General features: G+C 53.3%; 16 protein-coding genes. 8 read left to right on the top strand and 8 right to left on the bottom strand.

Going from position 1 to position 19,408, the window contains the following annotated elements; translation table 11 throughout:
• The first annotated feature begins 231 nt into the window (after positions 1-231).
• Entirely contained in the window at positions 232-480 is a 249-nt protein-coding gene (locus ACED87_RS03345; RefSeq protein ID WP_449082713.1) for a WhiB family transcriptional regulator, read from the top strand.
• Positions 481-562: 82 nt separating this feature from the next.
• Here the strand turns inward: ACED87_RS03345 and ACED87_RS03340 are convergent, their stop codons facing one another.
• From ACED87_RS03340 to ACED87_RS03330, 3 genes are read right to left on the bottom strand one after another with little or no spacing between them, the layout of a single operon-like run.
• Positions 563-2,083, bottom strand: a complete 1,521-nt coding sequence (locus ACED87_RS03340) for a sensor histidine kinase (RefSeq protein ID WP_449082846.1) — start codon at positions 2,081-2,083, stop codon at positions 563-565.
• Positions 2,084-2,134: 51 nt separating this feature from the next.
• On the bottom strand, positions 2,135-3,514 hold the full coding sequence (locus ACED87_RS03335) for an AAA family ATPase (protein ID WP_449082711.1): 1,380 nt from the start codon (positions 3,512-3,514) through the stop codon (positions 2,135-2,137).
• Positions 3,514-4,158 (bottom strand): SAF domain-containing protein, encoded by a 645-nt coding sequence (locus ACED87_RS03330; RefSeq protein ID WP_449082710.1) that lies wholly within the window; start codon positions 4,156-4,158, stop codon positions 3,514-3,516. The genes ACED87_RS03335 and ACED87_RS03330 overlap by 1 nt, the downstream gene beginning before the upstream one ends.
• Positions 4,159-4,370: 212 nt before the next feature.
• Between ACED87_RS03330 and ACED87_RS03325 the strand changes: the two genes are divergently transcribed.
• Positions 4,371-4,601: a helix-turn-helix domain-containing protein gene (locus ACED87_RS03325; protein WP_449082708.1), complete on the top strand. Its 231-nt coding sequence runs from the start codon at positions 4,371-4,373 to the stop codon at positions 4,599-4,601.
• A gap of 10 nt (positions 4,602-4,611) precedes the next feature.
• Here ACED87_RS03325 and ACED87_RS03320 read toward each other — a convergent pair whose 3' ends face one another.
• On the bottom strand, positions 4,612-5,169 hold the full coding sequence (locus ACED87_RS03320) for a hypothetical protein (protein WP_449082706.1): 558 nt from the start codon (positions 5,167-5,169) through the stop codon (positions 4,612-4,614).
• Between the two features lie 1,074 nt (positions 5,170-6,243).
• Here ACED87_RS03320 and ACED87_RS03315 point away from each other — a divergent pair.
• On the top strand, positions 6,244-6,747 hold the full coding sequence (locus ACED87_RS03315; protein ID WP_449082704.1) for an Rv3235 family protein: 504 nt from the start codon (positions 6,244-6,246) through the stop codon (positions 6,745-6,747).
• A gap of 124 nt (positions 6,748-6,871) precedes the next feature.
• Here the strand turns inward: ACED87_RS03315 and ACED87_RS03310 are convergent, their stop codons facing one another.
• The 3 genes from ACED87_RS03310 to ACED87_RS03300 form a co-directional block, all read right to left on the bottom strand.
• Positions 6,872-8,215 carry an RNA polymerase sigma factor gene (locus tag ACED87_RS03310; protein WP_449082702.1) on the bottom strand — a complete coding sequence of 448 codons (1,344 nt, stop codon included), beginning with the start codon at positions 8,213-8,215 and terminating at the stop codon, positions 6,872-6,874.
• A gap of 246 nt (positions 8,216-8,461) precedes the next feature.
• Positions 8,462-9,868: a DUF4192 family protein gene (locus tag ACED87_RS03305; protein WP_449082700.1), complete on the bottom strand. Its 1,407-nt coding sequence runs from the start codon at positions 9,866-9,868 to the stop codon at positions 8,462-8,464.
• A 268-nt stretch (positions 9,869-10,136) separates the two neighbouring features.
• Complete coding sequence (locus tag ACED87_RS03300) at positions 10,137-11,081, bottom strand: proteasome assembly chaperone family protein (protein ID WP_449082698.1); 945 nt, start codon at positions 11,079-11,081, stop codon at positions 10,137-10,139.
• A gap of 289 nt (positions 11,082-11,370) precedes the next feature.
• On the opposite strand from ACED87_RS03300, the gene ACED87_RS03295 reads away from it, so the two are divergent.
• From ACED87_RS03295 to ACED87_RS03280, 4 genes are all read left to right on the top strand, one after another.
• Positions 11,371-12,885 carry a leucyl aminopeptidase gene (locus tag ACED87_RS03295; protein ID WP_449082696.1) on the top strand — a complete coding sequence of 505 codons (1,515 nt, stop codon included), beginning with the start codon at positions 11,371-11,373 and terminating at the stop codon, positions 12,883-12,885.
• Between the two features lie 199 nt (positions 12,886-13,084).
• Positions 13,085-14,461 carry a dihydrolipoyl dehydrogenase gene (gene lpdA / locus ACED87_RS03290; RefSeq protein ID WP_449082695.1) on the top strand — a complete coding sequence of 459 codons (1,377 nt, stop codon included), beginning with the start codon at positions 13,085-13,087 and terminating at the stop codon, positions 14,459-14,461.
• A 95-nt stretch (positions 14,462-14,556) separates the two neighbouring features.
• A complete protein-coding gene (sucB, locus tag ACED87_RS03285) occupies positions 14,557-16,197 on the top strand; it encodes a 2-oxoglutarate dehydrogenase, E2 component, dihydrolipoamide succinyltransferase (protein ID WP_449082693.1) in 1,641 nt (546 codons plus the stop codon).
• 184 nt (positions 16,198-16,381) lie between these two features.
• A complete protein-coding gene (locus ACED87_RS03280) occupies positions 16,382-16,765 on the top strand; it encodes a hypothetical protein (RefSeq protein WP_449082691.1) in 384 nt (127 codons plus the stop codon).
• Positions 16,766-16,858: 93 nt separating this feature from the next.
• Here the strand turns inward: ACED87_RS03280 and ACED87_RS03275 are convergent, their stop codons facing one another.
• Complete coding sequence (locus tag ACED87_RS03275; protein ID WP_449082689.1) at positions 16,859-18,505, bottom strand: protein kinase; 1,647 nt, start codon at positions 18,503-18,505, stop codon at positions 16,859-16,861.
• Positions 18,506-18,646: 141 nt separating this feature from the next.
• On the opposite strand from ACED87_RS03275, the gene lipB reads away from it, so the two are divergent.
• Complete coding sequence (lipB, locus tag ACED87_RS03270; protein WP_449082687.1) at positions 18,647-19,372, top strand: lipoyl(octanoyl) transferase LipB; 726 nt, start codon at positions 18,647-18,649, stop codon at positions 19,370-19,372.
• Positions 19,373-19,408: the final 36 nt, after the last annotated feature.

Raw genomic sequence — 19,408 nt, 5'->3', positions numbered from 1 at the left:
GGGAGTGTTACCTCTCACCCCGGCACCCCCACAGGTCTTCTCCTGTGATATTTACCTCAGCTTTGCGGGCAGATTTTCGCTCACAACCCCCTTGTATGACGCCCCATATCGTGGGAAAGTTATTGAGGTTCAAGTTTGGCTCCTTTGAGGAAAGGGGCCAGATTTTTTTGTAAGTTGCTGAGTCCTTTTGCCTCAGCTTTAATCCGGTAAACCCTATAGGAGAGCATGCTAATGGATTGGCGTAGCCGTGCTGCTTGTCTTGAGAAAGACCCTGAACTCTTTTTCCCCGTAGGAAATACCGGGCCCGCCCTTCTTCAGATTGAAGAGGCTAAAAATGTTTGCCGCGGCTGCACTGTGATGGATATCTGCTTGCAGTGGGCTATCGAAACAGGCCAGGATTCTGGCGTGTGGGGCGGTACAAGTGAGGATGAGCGTCGTGCTATAAAGCGACGTGCTGCTCGAGCCCGTAGGGCCTCATAGTAGAAGACTTCACTTAAGTGTTCTTAAGCAGGGGTGAACTGGTCAAACAGTTCACCCCTGCTTTTTATAGTGTTCTTACTATCTATAAGATAGTTGCTTCAATCGTTACGAGAGTCCCACCTTCAGGGGCTGGAGACCAATGAATAGTACCGTTGAGTTCGCTAGCAACCAGGGTTTTCACGATTTGTGTGCCGAGACCGTTTCCGGGGCCGTCTTCCTCTAGCTCCCTGATTTTCTCTGCACTGATCCCCTGGCCGCTATCGTGCACTGTAACGATGATGCTGTGCTCTTGCCCTTCTGAGTAGCGGTGTTGGCAGCCTAACGTCACGGTACCGGTTTCTCCAGCTAGCCCGTGTTCTACCGCGTTAGCTACGACCTCGTTGATAACAAGGGCTAGAGGTGTTGCGATCTGGCTAGGTAGTTTCCCAAATGATCCCTCAATTCGGGTTGCAACCTGCTGGCCGGGGGACGCTAGCTCAGCAGCAAGTCTGAATTGGCGGCTGATGAGGTCATCGAAATCTACGTCCTGGGTCAGCCCTTGCGAGAGAGCATCATGTACCAGGGCGATAGTTGATACACGACGCATGGCCTGTTCAAGGCCTTCCTTCGCTTCGGGGGTGGTCATGCGTCTAGATTGTAGCCGCAGTAAAGCTGACACTGTTTGGAGGTTGTTTTTAACCCTGTGGTGGATTTCGCGGATGGTAGCGTCTTTAGACATCATCTCTTGTTCTCGCCGGCGTAGCTCTGTGACGTCGCGGCACAAGAGAAGAGCACCGTAGCGTTCTTCGCCAAATCTGGAGACGTGTCGCAGGGGAATGGCGCGGAAGGTGACGTTTTTGAGATTGGCTTTAATTTCTGCACGCCAGGGCATGCGGCCGGTAAGAACTAGGGGCAGAGTTTCGTCCGCTTTTTCGCCGGTGGGGAGTAAGGCCCGGGTGATATCGAGCAGGCTTGCCCCGATCATATCGCCTGCGTAGTTGAGGCGTTTGTAAATTGAGAGGGCGTTAGGAGAGGCGTAGGTGACTCGCCCGTCGGTATCAAGCATGACAAGACCGTCGCTGACGCGTGGGTTGCCGTGGGCTGTTCCAACAGGGGCAGCGAATTCGGGCCAGGCCCCGCGTGAGACCATCTGTAGAAGGTGGTGGGAGACATCGCGGTAGACCCGTTCTGCTTTCTGGCGCTTTCGGGTACCTAGGCTTTCACGGTGGACAGATAGTAGGGCTACAGGCCTGTCGTTACGTATGAGTGGAATAAATTCCGTATCAAGGACGATGTCGGTGAGGTTATGTTCATCGTTGAATGTCTTGGGGGTTTGACTATTCCAACTCGCTACAGCGCGTTCGCAGAGGGCAGGGTTGAGTTCTTTTCCTACCCAGTCGGTGTGGAAGACTGTGTGGGTGGTGGAGGGGCGAATTTGGGCCAGGTTGATGAACCTAGCGGAGGCAGGTAGCGATTGGGAGAGGGAGAAATAGCCTTCGATGGTCTCGGGGTGGGGGGCCCAGAGCATCAGGTCGCAGTAGCCGGTATCTGCAATGATTTGCCATTCGTTGGTGAGTAGGTGGAGCCATTCGATGTCGCCGGGCCTGTAAGCGTCTGTGGGCATGAGGGGTTCGGTCAGTGACAAGGTGCCTCCTGTTAGCGTGAACCGGGCGGTTTAGGTACTGTGGCGGCGGGTAAAGCGCGCCCAGGGTTTCTTCTTTTTTATCATGCTTATGCCCTGTACTTGCTCTAGCGATGGGGCAGGTTTTCCAAGTCCTAGGGCGCGTTGAGTGGTCTGAGCTAGTTCGTGCAGTTGGCGAGCCAGTTCTGTGTGTGGGGCTAGGTCAAGAATGGTTCGTCCTTCTAGCCGGGCTTTATCTGCGTTTGCGGTGTCTTCTGGTAGTTGAGATGTGATAGGGAGGGCTGGCCCAAAGCGTTCCCAGGAGTGTTCTAGTGCCGCTTGTGCGGAGCCGCCTAAGGCTTCGGTGCGGATTCGGTTAAAGACAATGCTGATTTTCTCGGCGGGGTTCGCTCCAAGAGCTGTGGTGAGACTGTCGTATGCTTTGATGAGCCGGGGTACGCCAACGACGTCTGCTAGGCCGACAGCTACTATGTGATCGGCTCGTGTCAGGCTGGTGAGGGTTGCTTCATTTCGTTGGGGAGTTAGGCCGTCAAAGCTCAGGGCGGGGTCTTCTTCTAAGCAAAAGGATGTATCAATTACTACTAGGTCGTATTTTGAGACCAGTTGATTGAGCACAAGCTCTAGTGCGCTGGAGCGTACTTCTACCCAGCGTTCTGCTTTGTTTATCCCGGTGATGACGTCGAAATAGTGGGAACGGTCTGAAATGGTATGGGTTAGTTCTTTGAGCTGCTGTTGGGTGAGGTTCCCGCGGTCTGCATAGTGGCAGAGCTGGGCCAGGCTCGAGTAGTCATCGGTGAGCCCCAAGGCGGCCCCGATTGAGGCCCCGTAGGTATCTGCATCCACCAGGCATACTGTGTAACCTGCTTCTGCGTAGGCTGCTGTTAGGTTGATGGCTAAGGTTGTGCGCCCTGGTGAGCCGTAGGGCCCCCATACTGCCATTACTTTTCCGTTTGTGTGAGGTGAAGGGGGTGCGTCCTGTTTTTCTTCTGTCTGTAGCTGCCCGGTGTGTGCAGGTGCGCAGAGCTCAGGTGCATCTAGGTGCGGTTCGGAGCGAGGTTCGGGGTCTTCTGAAGCCAGCAGGTTTTCGACTGCTTGTTCTATTTCACCGATGAGTTCGGCAGTATCGGCTAGGGAGTCGATGGGGTGAACCCCTGTGATAGCTGGTGGGGTTCCTTGGTCGAGGACAAGACAAACTGCTACCTCTAGAAGGTGCAGGGATTTCACCATGGAGTGAGTTAGTTGTTCTGCCCCGGTCACGATGAGTACAGCGCGGGCGATACCGCTTTGGGCGATTCCTAGCATCTCGCCGATGTCGTGAACATGTCTGACCACGCTCACATGGCCGCGCTGGGATTCGATAGCTGCGATGAAGCGTCCGCCTTCATCGCCAACGACAACAAGAGGGACCTGCATTAGTTATCTCCTGTTTCGTAAGCCGATGGAACCAGGTTGATGACCGCGCCTTTACTTGTTGCACCCAGTACATCAGGTAGGACTTCCTGCTTGACCCATAGTTCTACAGCTGAACGTCCTGTGCCTCCGATGACTGACTCTTGGGCGGTTACAGAATGTACCTGTGCTGATTCTGCTATCGCTACGGGGTCACCATAGGAGTTGGTGCCCTCTGTTTTGTAGGCGACCCAAATATCTACGTGGTCACCGGGTAGGTATTCAGCTACCGCGTACTGGTCTAGAAGTAATGTGACGAGTCTGCGCCCATCATTTACTTCGCTTGATAGTGAACGTGCAGAGAGAAGTTCGCCTGAGGCTAGGGGGCGTGTGGCAACTGTGCCCTCAGCGATTACTTGATCGGCTGAAAGATAGAATTGGGCTGAGTCTCCGAGTTTGACCTGGGTGGTTGTAGTGTTGTCGGTGGTGATTTTCTCACCTATACCAATATCTTTGCTAGCTACGTAATAGGGCTGAGTTTGGTTGGTAGCTCGCACGATACCGACCACCCCTAGAACTGAGAGAAGAATGATGAGGACGCCCGCCAGCAGCTTGGGGTCGCGAAAGCCCGGTTTTCTGAAGCGGGCAGCTAGGTTTTCTTGAGCCATGTGGGCACCTCTTTGAGTCAGGGATTTTTCTCTTTAACAGCAGTTTCCCTAATCAGAGGCTAGATTTCAAAATTCTTGCATATTTTGGGCGAAGGTTACGCAAAATCAATCAAGTTATCCACAGACTTTGATTCTTCTATCAAAATAGGTCAAAATACACTAAAATGTAGCAAAGAATCCCCCATTCACCCCCTCATAAAAGGACTCTAGACATGGTTGAACAGCGTTTCCTCACTCTGACAGACGTCGGTGAAATTCTTAATATCTCCCCCAGTCAAACTCGTGCATTGGTGCGTTCTGGGGAGCTAAAAGCTATCCAGATTGGTGGCAGAAACCAGTGGAGAGTTGAGAAGAGTATGCTCGAAGCCTATATCAGCGAGCGCTATGCCATGACCGAAGAAGCTATCCGGGCTGATCAGTCAGAGCGGGCAGATATTTCTTAAATGAGCTTGGTTATCTCGCTACTCTGATAGCGGCAATCGAGGTGAAGAGGACGCAACGTGGAACTTGTGGTATTCCATATGCGCCCTCTTTTTGTGTCCTCATACCGAGGATTTCGCAGTAGTCTGCCCCTACCGAGTAGATTTTTCCTGCGCTGGTTAGTCCTTTTCCTCCGGTGTGATGTATTTGTATCTCTTGTTGGGCTCTGCTCAGAGCTCGCAGGGCAGACCCTAGGGTGAGCTTTCGGGAGACTTCGTGTGCTTCTCCTATTGCGTGGTGGTTTCCTCCTTCCCAGCAGAGAGTTTCGGCAAGGGGAAGGATGATGCCCCCTGCCTCGGTGGAAAGTTGGAGCCACCCTAGCCCAAGGGTTTGTAGTTTTCCTCGCCAGATGTCTCCTGTTGTCCCGTGAATGGTTAGTTCTTGTTGCATCTGAGCGGCCAGTCGATCGGCTGCGGTGATGCGAGAAAGTTCTGCTTGGCGAAGCTCGCGGGCGTCCATCTCGTAGTCTCGCTGTTTGTGGGCTTCCATCTGAATTTCGTAGTCACGGAAGAGTAAATCGAGGTGTGTCATGCACTGAGCATACCGTGACGAGCGAAAATATCTCGAGTAATGGCATGCCGTCCTTTGAATCCCCCTCAAAGAGAAGTAGTATGATACTTAAATCATCAAACTGCATCAAATGACATGATTCGAGGTGAAAGAAGTGAAAACAAGGGTTTCTGCCTTCATAGTTGCCAATTTGGTTCCTCTGCTAGCTCTGGCGGGCGCTGGAGTAGCTAGCATGATGGTTCACTCACTTCTCACAGATAAGGAACACGGCCTAGACATAGCTCCAGGTACCCCAGGCCTGTGGGTTAGTCTTTTAGTTTGTGCTCTTATTGGCCTGTTCTGCTTCTGTATTGCCCTCTGGTGGCTTATGAGCTTAGGTTTTTATTACAGTGCTCTGCTTCGTTCGCAGCGTACCTTCCATCAGATACAGCTTCCTGCCTGGGCCCCTGGTCTTCTTAAGACACTTGCTGGAGCCTCTATAGGCATTGGAGCTTTAAACCCCGCAGCACAGGCTTATGCTTTACCGTCTGAACAGGCCGCTGTACTTACAGCACCGATGTACGGAGACGAGATTTCTTCCCCTCTGTTTCCTCACGAATCTAACGTCGCTTCTCCTATCGATGGTCCCCTCATCGATCTAAGGAGCCCCGCAACTCCACTTTCACCGCTCTTCGAAAGCCCTCAGACGCAGACGGCCGTAACTATTCTTCCTGTCAAAGGTACAAGCTACCGCCCCATCTCTCCCCTATTTGGAGGCAGCACTCCTCTATCGCAAATCTCTGGGGAAGGCGGTAGCAACCAAGAGGAACTTTCCCTTCTTGCTACCCCAGAGTCAGTGCAGTTCTCTGGAGCCTCCGAGGGCAAAGATGCACACCCAACTGAAAATCTCACAGATACCTACACCGTAGCCTCTGGTGATTCCTTATGGAGCATTGCAGAAAGCAGGTTAGCCCCAGATGCTTCTGGAGCTGAGGTGTTGGCGCTTGTGCAGAGCATCTACCACCTTAATCAAGATACTATCCCCACCCTAGATACCCTTATTTTTCCAGGTCAAACTATTCATTTACCCCGTTAGGTTTTACAAAGGAGCATCCAATGAAAACCGCTTTCCCAGAACGAGACGACCGTAAATACATCATCGTAGAGGCTACCGAATACGCTGAGAAATATGCGCCTTTCTTTGAAAAGGGTCACCCCGCTGAGCCTGAAGTAAGTCTTTCATTTATCGATCAAGAGGAGCAGGCTGTTGAGCAGCTTGGGGTTCGCATCGGAACCGCTGCCATTGAAGTTTTTATGGGGCGCAGGCCTCAGCATCATCTGGCGCCGTGGATGACTATTGGCTGCTACCGCACTCTGGAGAAGCAGCTTGAACAAGCTAAAGCTGCCATTCGTTACCGGCAGCTTCATTACCCTCAAGCCATGTACCCTCAGAAGCCTTCAGCACAGATTCGCCCGCGTCGTATCATCGTTCAGAAAGCTGCCCCTACAGCCTATGAGATGAGTTTACTGGTGACCGATGAGATTCGGACGAGAGCTATAGCTCTTCGGGCAGAGCGCAAACGAGGCAACTGGAAAATTGTGGCCCTAGCTATTGCTTAAGGCAGGTTTCTCAAGCGCTGCGCACTTATGATGGTGTGATTCAGATGTATCGCGAAAAGGGTGGGGCCCTTGAGCTAGCTTGCTCAAGGGCCCCACCCTTTTACTGTGTCTCCACTAAGCCGGTTTAGTCTAGGTAGTCGCGAAGAACCTGGGAGCGGCTAGGGTGACGGAGCTTAGACATGGTCTTTGATTCAATCTGGCGAATGCGCTCACGGGTAACCCCGTAGACTTTGCCGATTTCATCGAGAGTCTTAGGCTGACCATCAGTCATACCAAAACGCATGGCAACAACACCAGCTTCACGTTCAGAGAGAGTATCTAGAACTGAGTGGAGTTGTTCTTGGAGTAGGGTGAATGAGACGGCGTCTGCTGGTACCACAGCTTCAGAGTCCTCAATCAGGTCACCGAACTCAGAGTCGCCGTCCTCACCCAGAGGGGTGTGGAGTGAAATCGGTTCGCGGCCGTATTTCTGAACTTCAATGACCTTTTCGGGGGTCATATCAAGTTCTTTAGCAAGCTCCTCAGGGGTAGGTTCGCGGCCTAGATCCTGTAGCATCTGACGCTGCACACGTGCCAGCTTGTTGATGACTTCAACCATGTGCACAGGAATACGAATAGTACGAGCCTGGTCTGCCATAGCGCGGGTAATGGCCTGACGAATCCACCAGGTTGCGTAAGTTGAGAACTTAAAGCCCTTTGAGTAGTCGAACTTCTCAACAGCGCGAATCAAGCCCAGATTGCCTTCCTGAATCAGGTCGAGGAAGAGCATGCCGCGGCCAGTGTAACGCTTAGCAAGAGAGACGACCAGTCGTAGGTTGGCCTCCAGCAGGTGGTTCTTGGCACGGCGGCCGTCGTGAATAACCCAACGTAGCTCTTTCTTGAGCTGCGGGTCCATATCAGGGTTTTCTTTGAGCTTGTGTTCGGCGTAGAGACCTGCCTCGATGCGCATAGCAAGATCAACTTCCTGCTCAGCGTTGAGGAGGGCGACCTTACCAATCTGCTTGAGGTAGTCCTTAACGGGGTCCGCTGTGGCGCCGGGAGTAACAACGCGGATGGCAGGGGCGTCATCTTCATCGTTGGTAGTGAGAACAAAGCCTGAGCCCTTAGCTGCTACAGCTTCAGCTTCTTTCTTTTCTTCTTTGGTGACGGAGTTAGTCTCGTCATCTTCATCGTCTTCATCGGCATCTTCGATGTCGGTGGTATCGAGGTCATCACCGCTCAAGTCGATGTCGCTATCGGCGAATTCGTCGTCCTCGTCCTTGGCTTTACGGCCCTTTTTAGGGGCAGCTTTCTTAGCTGCGGTCTTTTTGGGGGCTCGCTGAGGTGCGGCGCTTTCTTCGTCGTCTGCTTCTACGGCGTCTGCTGCCTCATCAGCCTTTTTTGCTTTGGCGCGAGTTGAGGTTTTTTTAGCGGTGGCTTTGGTTGCAGCGGTTTCGCTGGCTGCTTTCTTGCGTGCGGCTGGTGACACAGAAAACCTTTCTGAGCTAGTTGACCGTAGCGAGTATGAGGCGGTGTTCGCGGTCAAAACACCTAAGACCCTGTCAAGTGCCTGGGTCACAAAATGCAGTTTCTAGGTAACTATCGGTTATCTCAACACCCTAGAAGGGGTTGCTATTCCCGAATACGGAACTGTATTTTCTGAGAGATACTTTGAGCGGGGTCAATAGTCAAGTATGACATGTTTTAGGTTATCTAGCGAAGAAGGCACGGCCTCTTATTCGCTATTCTTACTCATCTTCCCTCCAGGAGTCCCTCCAGGGAGGGTAAGCCAGGCTGGGAAGGCACTTATGGTTAAGAGGTAGTGCAGGGGTAGAGAATCATTTTCAATATAGGTGTTATCAATGGTTTCGAGCAGATGGGAGGCTTCTGTAGAGTTTCCCCGCATCCAGCTCATCCAGGCTTGAGCAGCAACAAGAGCCCCTTCTGCTTTCCCGGTGGCAGAGCCTTCAAGTACGGCTGCCAGGCAGGCTAAAGCGTCAAGACGTTTCCAGCATGGTGGGAGAGTTTCTAGCCCAAAAAGGGTCTGTGCGAGTGCGCTGAGATTATCCCCTGTGTCTTTTGATGGGTTCGGTGTATAAGATTCAGGTTGGCTGAGGTGATTGAGCTGATACCGGTGAAGCGTGGAGGGCAGGGGCAGCACCCTATTAGATTCCGGCTGATGATTTATTCCAAGTTCTTCGCTGCTCTTGGCCAAGGTTTCAAGGGCGGCTACGGAGTCTTTGAGACTGCGGCAGGCCTGAAAAATTACCAGTTGCAGCGTGGCGAGGCTACTGAGTGAAGTGATGAGAAAACCGGCTAAGTCAGGTAGCACCGTGGCGCGTATGGAATCAGCTAGCACTCCCCTGTTATCTAGGTCTATACCCGGGGCATTATCTAGCAAGGAAGTCACTGTATCTATCGCCTGTTCCCACAGCTCTAGTTCGCCAGCAATTTGGAACGCTTCATCAGGGTTCTCTTCTTCTTTATTGTGCTGGTATAGGGTGCTAGCAGCTTCAGCATAGACCTGCCAGCTCTCTTGTGCCTGGGGGTTCTGGGTTTGTAGCGCATCCCATCTTTTGAGTTTTTGTGCTTCTAAGAAATCGTTCGCAACGCATGATCCGCGAGTTACCAGTTCGGCGTAGAGCGGGCTTGTGAGCACATCGTCGAGAAAGCCTGCGGGAGCAAGTTGTCCTTCAGCGGGATTTACTGCCCAGTAGGCCTGTTGCCCAATTGCAAGTACGTCCAGTACGTTTAGCCCATGGCGTTGAGCATGAGCTGGGGCGAGCGTGGCGTACTGTTGCGCTGTGTCTATGAAAGGACTTTCTACTGCCGCATTTGCAGTACCCGAAGTTGAACCTGGGGCAAAGAGGAGCAGAAAGACGCTGTTGATAGGGTCACCGCTAGGGCTGTGGGTGGGGAAGGCGCCAAAGAGGTATGTAAGGAAGTCGTCCGGGGCTACGTCAGAAATATCCGGCATATCTACTCGCATGAGGGGGCCAGCGCCTCCGTCGCTGAGAGCTAGAAGCAGGATGGATTGTTCAGGCCAATACCCTAAAAGGTGAAGTGCTAGGGCAAGGACGTCGCGCTCGGAGCTGATGTAGGTAACGGTGGGTTCTTCTGGGGCGGAGTAATTCTCTGTCATACCTATTAGCCTGGTGAAAGTCAGAGCCTTAGGGGAATTTCGCTACCCCTTGTGGATATCTTCATAGTCAGCGAATAGGGAATTTACCCAAGTCACAAGGTTTTTTGTGGTAGACCATGGGCTAGGAACCTATATGTCGGTGAATCTATGACTTATCTGTGACAGATATATGAGGATTTCCACAGCCAGGCGCACTACTGAAAACGCTCTGAACTGAAAACGCTCTGAGACTTCCGAGGAAGATGAGGGGCCTAGGAGGATGAGGGGCCTAGCCCGGGGTGCCTTCACCCGCATCTGGGTCGTGGTAGTCTAACTGGGCCAAAAAAGCCTCGACTTCATCACCGATTTCGTCCCGGCTAGGAACCTGCCCTGCTGCTCGTTGTGAGAGGGGCAGGCTGCTAAATCCTTGGGCGGCGTTTGCGTCATATGATTCTTCTAGGCGCCGAATCATCCTTTGAATATCAGGGTTGGCGTTAGCTTGCTCATCAATTTGTAGCTGGACGTTTTCAGATAGTTCCCGCAAGCGATCTGAGGGAAGGCTCAACTTAGCAGCTAGCGATAGGTGCTCCATGGCGATGAGAGCAGTCTGGGGAAGTTCTGACTCTGAAAGGTATTGTGGAACATTCACCGCGAAGCCAGCTGTGCCAATCCCAGCCTCGGTGAGGCGAACTTCGAGCAGGCTTGAAACGGACCCTGGCACCATGACCTCAGGTTGAAAAGGGGAGATGCCAACGGTTAGGTCTTTTCGTGAGCCGTGTGCGGTTACGGGGATAGGGCGGGTATGCGGAACAGGCATAGGGAAGCCTGTAACCGTTAGGGCTACAGAAACTTCAAGTTTCTGGGCGATATCAACCACATCAGCTGTAAATCGTTGCCACAGCAAATCAGGTTCTGCTCCAGTAAGGAGCAAGAAAGGCTTACCCAGGCGGTCTTCTACCGCATAGAGTTTGAGTTCGGGGAGCACCGGGTTGGTGTAGTGGTCTTTCTTGAAAGTGATGCGGGGCTTTCGTGAGCGGTAGTCGTGTAGGCGGTCAGCATCAAATTCAATGACGGGCACGTTATCAAGTTCGTGCAGAAGTACTTCACCTAGGTGCCCGGCGGTACCACCTGCATCCTGGGGGTGAGAGAGAGCAATGACAAGGGGTAGACCTCGTAACCGGTCATTTTCGAACGCTCCGGCCTGGGCTATATACAGCCGGTCTTCGTGTATCATCTTTCTAGCCCCCTTTTTGAGTTCCCGTCTTCTGTGAGTCTCTATAGTACTCCAGGGTATGGCCGGTGTGTAGTCTGATGACTGAGGTATAAGGCTGGGAACATGCAGAATTATTGCTGACAGCCACGCAGAGTTCTCGCCTTATCTGTTCGCTCTACGGTGATTTACCAGTAAGGGGCGTTGCGCAGGTTACATTCTCACAGTATTTAGGCCTAATCTTATAGACGGTACTGCAGTCGCCTTATAGCGTAGCTGCCCCTATTTATTCCTGATGTGAAGGGAGATTTCTGTGAGCGATTCTCACGACCTATCATTCTCTGTAACCGCCCCCGACCTTGACGCTCTTGAGGCTGATGTACTGGTGCTGGGCGTGTATTCCGGTAAGGAAGGCCCCTCACTTGCCCCTAACCCCCTCGATAGCGAAACGGCTGAGGGGCTAGAGGCTATTTTGGAAGATTTGGGGGTTAGCGGCAAGCAGGACGAACTTCTTCGACTTCCCGGTTTTGATGAAGCTGGTGTGGATGTGGTTGCTCTTATCGGGCTGGGCACACAGAATGATGATGCCACCGCTCACCGCACCGCCCTGCGCTATGCAGCAGGTTCAGCTATCCGTCAGCTTGCCGGTGTAGATATCGTAGCCCTCGCCTTGGGCACTGAGACCGCTGAAGAGGTAGCTGCCGTAGCAGAAGGTGCCACCTACGGCGCCTTCACCGATGCTCAGTTACGAGCAAAGACCTCTGATTCGGTCAAAGCTCCGGTTGCTGAGGTTCTCATTGTTACTGATGTGACAGTTGAAGAGGCTGAAAATGTACTCACCCGGGCCTTGATTCTGGGTGAAGCAGTTGATCATACCCGCCGTCTGGTCAATACTCCCCCCTCCCACCTCTACCCTGAGACTTTTGCTGAGCGCGCCCTTTCTCGGGTCGATGGCCTGAAGCATGTTGAGACTAAGGTCTGGGACTACGATGAGCTAGTTGCAGAAGGCTTTGGCGGTATCGCTGGCGTTGGCCAGGGCTCAGAGCGTAAGCCCCGTCTTGTTGAAGTCAAATACACTCCCGATCATGCTGAGAAGACCGTTGCCATTGTGGGCAAGGGTATTACTTTTGATACTGGTGGTATCTCCTTGAAGCCTGCGGGCTCTATGACCACCATGAAATCTGATATGGCAGGGGCTGCAACCGTGCTCAACGTTGTTGCTGCAGCGTCTGAGCTTAACCTGCCGGTTGCCGTCCACGGCTATCTTTGCCTGGCTGAAAATATGCCCGGCGGCAATTCTATCCGCCCCGAAGATGTGCTTACTATGCGCAGCGGCCACACCGTAGAGGTCATGAATACCGATGCTGAAGGCCGTTTGGTCATGGCCGACGGTCTAGCCCTGGCCTCTGAAGCTGAGCCCGATGTTCTGCTGGATATCGCGACCCTCACCGGTGCCCAGCTCGTTGCTTTAGGCGTCCGCACCGCAGCGGTGATGGGCCGTGATGATGTTCGCAAGCAGGTTGTTGATGCAGCAGCCGAGGCCGGTGAGGACTACTGGCCTATGCCTATGCCCCAGCATCTGCGCAAGAGCCTCAAGTCTTCCGTTGCCGATATGCAAAATATTGGTGCTCGGTATGGAGGCATGCTGGTAGCTGGCATGTTTCTTGAAGAATTTGTGGGCGAGAAGGACGGCGCCAAGATTCCCTGGGCACACTTAGATTTTGCGGGTCCTTCCTTCAACGAGGAGAGTCCTTACGGTTATACCCCTAAGGAAGGTACCGGCCACTCCATCGCTACTTTGATTAAGTTCATTGAAGCGTACGCCTAATTCTCCTCTTTCGTAGGCAACTTTTTACGTTTACACCCTTTTTAGTTAGGTTCTAGCGGGGTAGAGGGTGTAATCATTCCCACCAGAACAATAAAACACCTGTCAATAGTGGCAGGTGGAGGTGTTCAAGGGATAAGCTAGAACGTGACAGTACACATGGGGGCTTCGGCCTCCGCAACCCATGTAAGGGAGCGTCAACGTGGCCGATTCGGCAACAACAGAATTCGATATCCTCATCCTCGGTGGCGGTAGCGCAGGCTACTCAGCAGCTCTGCGAGCTATTCAGCTGGGCTTCACCGTAGGCCTCATCGAAAAGAGCAAACTGGGTGGTACTTGCCTTCACACCGGTTGTATCCCCACCAAGGCTTACCTGCACGCAGCAGAGCTAGCCTCAGAAGCACAGCACTCAGCTCAGTACGGTGTCAACACCACCCTTGAGTCCATTGACATGGCTAAGGTCCGTGACTACAAGGACGGCATCGTTGCCGGCAAGTTCAAGGGTCTGTCCGGTCTTCTCAAGATGAAGAAGGTCACCGTCATTGAAGGTGAAGGTAAGCTCACCGGCAAGGACACCATCACCGTCAACGGCACCGAGTATAAGGGTAAGCACATTATCCTGGCTTCAGGTTCAATCTCTAAGACCTTCGGTATCGAGATTCGCGACCGCGTTCTTACCTCCACCGAAGCACTTCAGATGGACTACCTGCCCAAGAGCGCAATCGTCCTTGGCGGTGGCGTAATCGGTTCTGAGTTCGCTTCCATGTGGAACTCCATGGGCGTTGAGGTCACCATCATTGAAGGCCTGCCCCACCTGGTCCCCAACGAAGACCCCTCAATCATCAAGGTTGTTGAGCGCGAGTTCAAGAAGCGCGGCATTAAGTCTTCACTGGGCAAGTTCTTCAAGACCGTTGAGCAGGATGCTAACGGCGCCAAGGTCACCCTTGAAGATGGCACCGAGTTCGAGGCCGAGATTGTTCTTGTCGCTGTAGGCCGTGGCCCCAACACTGAGGGCTTTGGTTACGAAGAGCAGGGCATCACCATGGACCGCGGTTTCGTTATCCCCAACGAGCGTCTGCACACCGGCGTAGGCAACATCTACGCAATCGGCGATATCGTCCCTGGCGTTCAGCTTGCTCACCGTGGCTACCAGCAGGGTCGCTTCGTTGCTGAAGAAATCGCTGGCCTGAACCCCCAGATTGTCGAAGACATCAACATCCCCAAGGTTACCTTCTGCGAGCCTGAGATTGCTTCTATCGGCTACTCACAGCCCAAGGCCGAAGAGAAGTTCGGTAAGGAAAACGTTCAGGTTGCTGAATACAACCTGGCTGGTAACGGTAAGTCCTCCATCTTGGGCACCGGCGGTCTGGTCAAGGTTGTTCGCGAGAAGAACGGCCCCATCATCGGTGTTCACGCCGTTGGTAAGCGCATGGGCGAGCAGATTGGTGAGGCTCAGATGTGGGTTGTCTGGGAAGCATTCCCCGAGGACGTTGCACAGTTCATCCACGCTCACCCCACTCAGAACGAATCACTGGGTGAAGCAGCAATGGCTCTGGCTGGCACCCCGCTGCACGGCTAAATGAGACTCAGGTAGGTGGTGGGTTCGCCCACCGGCAGCCCACCCACCTACCTTTCATAATTTTTAAACCACTCACAAGGAGAGCACGAAGGACCATGTCCACCACCGTAGAACTGCCCGCACTGGGCGAATCCGTAACCGAGGGTACCGTTACCCGCTGGCTCGTTGAGGTTGGCGAAACCGTTGAGGTTGACCAGCCCATCGTTGAAGTTTCCACCGACAAGGTTGACACCGAGGTTCCCTCACCCGTAGCCGGTGTTGTTGAGAAGATTTTCGTTGAAGAAGACGAGGACGTCGAGGTTGGCGCTCCCCTTCTGGTCATTGGTGATGGCTCCGGCGCAGGCTCATCTGACGATGCACCTGCTGAAGAAGCACCCAAGGCTGAAGAGAAGAAGGAAGAAGCACCTGCTGCATCCTCCGGTTCAGCTTCTGGCACCGAGGTTACCCTGCCCGCTCTGGGCGAGTCTGTCACCGAAGGTACCATTACCCGCTGGCTCAAGGAAGTTGGCGAAGAGGTCGCCGTTGACGAGCCCCTCGTTGAGGTTTCCACCGACAAGGTTGACACCGAGGTTCCCTCACCCGTAGCAGGTACCCTGCTCGAGATCCGCATCCAGGAAGATGAGGACGCTGAGGTTGGCCAGGTTCTGGCTATCATTGGTGACGCTTCAGCAGCTTCTTCAAAGGAAGAAGCACCTAAGACTGAAGAGAAGAAGGAGGAAGCACCTGCTGTCTCTTCAACCAACGAAGCTTCCGAGGCACCCGCTGTTGAACAGCCTTCTGGCGATAACGGCGAAGCATACGTCACTCCCCTGGTCCGCAAGCTGGCCAAGCAGGAAGGCGTTGACCTCTCCACTGTTAAGGGCACCGGTGTTGGTGGCCGCATCCGCAAGCAGGATGTCATGGCTGCTGCTGAGGCAAAGAAGGGTGGCGACGTCAAGTCAGAATCCGCTGCTGAAGCTCCCGCAACCACCGCTCCTGCCAAGAAGGCAGCCCCCAAGTCTGCAGCGTCCTCAAAGCGCGGCACCACAGAGAAGGCTCCTCGCATCCGCCAGACCGTTGCTAAGCGCATGGTTGAGTCACTGGCTGTTTCAGCCCAGCTGACCACCGTTCAGGAAATTGACCTGACCCGTCTGGTTGCTCTGCGCAACAAGGCTAAGGCTGGTTTCGAGTCCCGTGAGGGCTCTAAGCTGACCTTCCTACCCTTCTTCACCAAGGCAGTTACCGAAGCTCTGCAGGAGTTCCCCCAGTTCAACTCATCCATGAGCGATGACCTGAAGGAAATCACCTACCACGGCACCGAGAACATCGGCCTGGCTGTTGACACCCCCAAGGGTCTGCTCGTTCCTGTTGTTCAGAATGCTGGCGACCTCGACATCGCAGGTCTGGCTAAGAACATCAACGATGTTGCAAAGCGCGCCCGCGATGGCCAGGTTGGCCCCGAGGAGCTGTCAGGTTCAACCTTCACCATCTCCTCCACCGGTCAGAACGGCGGTATCTTCTTTACCCCGATCATCAACCAGCCCAACGTTGCAATCCTGGGTATCGGTTCAACCAACAAGCGTCCTGCTATCGTTCAGGATGCCGAGGGTAACGACGTCATTGCTGTTCGTTCCATGGCTTACTTCTCACTGACCTACGACCACCGCGTTGTAGACGGTGCGGACGCCGGCCGCTTCCTGGCCTTCCTCAAGCAGCGTCTTGAAGAAGCAGCCTTCGAAGCTGAGGTTGGTCTCTAAGCCATAGTTCTTAGCTCTGATAGCTAGGTGCTTGGGTGCCCCGCTGGTAATTTTGCCAGCGGGGCACCTTTCTGTTCTTTGCGGGATAGTATTCTTTTTCTATGGTTTCTTGCGTGGTCACGCCCACACATCTTTTAGTGGCAAACTGTCGCTAAACAACTAAGTATTACGTAGACTTGTGGTCATGTCTATCGCATTTTCAATTCTTCTTTTCCTGCATATCGTGGGTGCCGCAATGGTTCTTGGCCTATGGCTGGGCACCTTCAAGCAGGGCATCGTCTTACCCGGCCAGTTCCATGCAGCCCTCTTACAGGTGATTACAGGCTTTGCTCTCTATTTCCTTCAGATGTCACAGAACATGACCTTGAATCACATGATGATTGGTATCAAGATGGTGCTTGCTCTCATCATTGCTGTAGCTGCTTTTATGGGACAGAAGAAGTACAAGGCCGCCTGTGCACTGGGCACCCCTGAAAATGGCAGAAATGTGGCTTTGGCCCATACTGTTGGCGGTTTGGCACTAATTAATATTGCTATCGCGGTGTTCATGCAGTACCCCCAGATTTAAGCTCATTTTCGAGAATCTGTAGATTCTTATACTCAGGGGCGGTGCACCGGTTTGGTGCACCGCCCCTGGCATATAGACAGGTAGATAGGTTCTCTAGAGGGTGGACGGTGTCAGTGGCAGTGGGCGGGCCTGAGTTAGTAGATAGCTTCCGTCTTGGTCTTGGATGCTCAGCTCAACGTGTTGGAGCACTTTACCGTCTTGCCAGCTAATCCCTTGTGCAGCAAGTTCTTGGTCGCTACCAGTGGGGCTATACCCGTTAGCTTGCACGATGGCCCGGAGTGTATAACCGTTTTCAGTTGTTACAACCTCATTCACCGCAATCAGTTCTGTGCTTGTGCCAGCTAATCTAGCTGCACCTTCATGGCTTAGCAGTTGTTGATCGGATTTAGCCAGTGGTGAGGTTGGAGGTGCGTATTCGCCAATGCGACTGTGTTCCCCTGAAGCCAGGACTGTGCTGCGGGTAGCCACTAGTCCTGTAGTGATTAGAGCTATTTCATCATCACTTAGTCCTGCGGTCTTTACCTGTTGTTCCTCGGTTTCTTGTGGCTGGCCGGCCAGTTGAGGCTCCACAGCTAGTTCACTAGGAGGTGAAGGTGATGAAGTAGTCTCGGCTTCTGACTTCATTTCTTCAGAGGAAGATGTTGGGGAGAAGAGATGATACCCAGCCCCACCCAGGGCTAGGGCAGCAACGACGGCTACCCCGGCAAGGGCTCCCCTGCCTTGGAGATTCTTCCCTAGGGGTAGTTGCCAGCTGCTTTTGCTTTCTGTTTTCTTGAGAATCTGTTTGCGGGTGTGTCTTGTGTTCCCTTGGGATAGATCTGGAAGTTGCCCGTAGGTTTTCCACCGCTGTTTGATAGCCCGGTGAGGTTCTCTTGTTTCAGGTTGCCTGTAGGCAGGGAGCCTGGAATGCACGCTTGGGTGGGCGCTGAGGTGAAGTTCTAGAGGCTCGGGGTCTGCTACTAGTTCGATGGGAGCTAGTAGGTCTGCAAGCTGAGGTTGTTGGGCTCTAGAGTCGATGGCATCTTCGAGAGTCTGGGCTAGCGCTTCACTTGCTTGGGGGACGGCTAGGTTCAGTGGAGCTCTCAGTCGCATAGTCTTAGGTTCTTGGCCGGTCAGGCAAAACCATAGCAGGACAGCGCAAGCAGCAATATTCTCTGCCTGCCGGCTTTTTTGTACTGCTGGTGTCAGGGTGCGGGTATCAAGATCAGGGGCAAGAAGTTTGAGTTCGCCTCGCACGGTGAGTAGGCAATGGTTGGCTGTGAGGGTGGAGTAGGCAAAGCCTTGCTCGTGGAGGTAGCTCAGGGCCTGCGTGAGACCTTGTGCGATGGCTGTTACTTGCCCTAGTGGCAGTTTGCCTTTGGCCTGGCAGTAGTCTGCAAGAGTACCGGCTTCAGCGGGTTCATACCAGATGTGGTGGGAGTTGGCTGATGAGGTTACCGCATCAACGCGTAGCACTGCGGGGTGGGGGTTGATGGAGCAGAGCCGTTCGGCTGCTTTGATGTGTTCCTCAGCAGGTTCGGTGATGTGGGTGAGAGTGTAGGGGCCAGCTTGCACCTCGAGTTGGGCAGCGCCTTGGTAGCCGCAGTCTACGATCCAGGTGCTGTGGTGGGCTCCGCTTTCGATGCGGTAGCGCGGGGTAACATCGGCTAGGTTTGCTGGGAGAAGAGAAGAGTGCGCTATTTCTTGTTCCGTCGGGGCAGGCTGTTGAGGTGTCTGGGGTGCTTGTGTGGGGGTGCTCATGCTTAAGCTATATACCAGTGTGTTCTTGCCTTCTCACCGCTCTCCACAGGCAGAATGTTTCACCTAGTCAAATACATACAGAACCCTTGTGGATAAAAGCGTCATAGAGTGTCATAAGGTAAGAGAAGAGGCACGGTGCTCTTGAGCCTTCTCAAATATTTTTGTCGCACCGCTAAAAGGACTACTCTAGAAGGTATGGCACTTTTGTTTGAACGTGTTGGGCTTGCCCCCGACTATGTGGAATATACCTCCGCGCTTGACTACCAGCGCACTATCCACGAAGAAGTCGCCACCAGCGTCCGTCAAAACACCGTTTTACTTCTAGAACATCAAGAAGTTATCACCGCTGGTAAGCGCACCGAAGATCATGAATATCCCGCCGATAACCAGGTACCGGTAATAAAAATTGACCGCGGAGGAAAGCTCACCTGGCACGGCCCTGGCCAGCTCGTTGGCTACCCCATCGTACAGTTGCCCCAGCCCTTTGATGTTGTCAAATATGTGCGCCTCTTAGAGGAGGTACTGATTAACGTCCTCACAGATATGGGCATCACCTGCCAGCGGGTAGAAGGACGCTCGGGGGTATGGGTCATGGGCGATGGCGCCTTAGTGCCCGATAAGAAGATTGCTGCTATCGGTATTCGCGTCTCTAAGAAGACAACCATGCACGGCTTTTCTCTGAACTGCAACAACTCCACTGATCCCTTTGGCGCTTTTATCCCCTGCGGTATCACCGATGCCGGTGTTACCACCATCTCAGAACAGCTGGGGCGGAATATTAGCCCCTCTGATGTTGTTGATGCAGTAGAAAAAGAACTAGCGCGCTACGCCGATCAACTAGCTGCCAACTTCACTGTCCAAGACTAGTCTGATTAGCTGCCATACCCTATCACCGGCGAGAAC

This window comes from Rothia sp. 32237D007AR, from assembly GCF_053544675.1.
The sequence above is the reverse complement of the archived record's forward strand: the minus strand, read 5'-3'. Positions and strand labels throughout refer to the sequence as shown.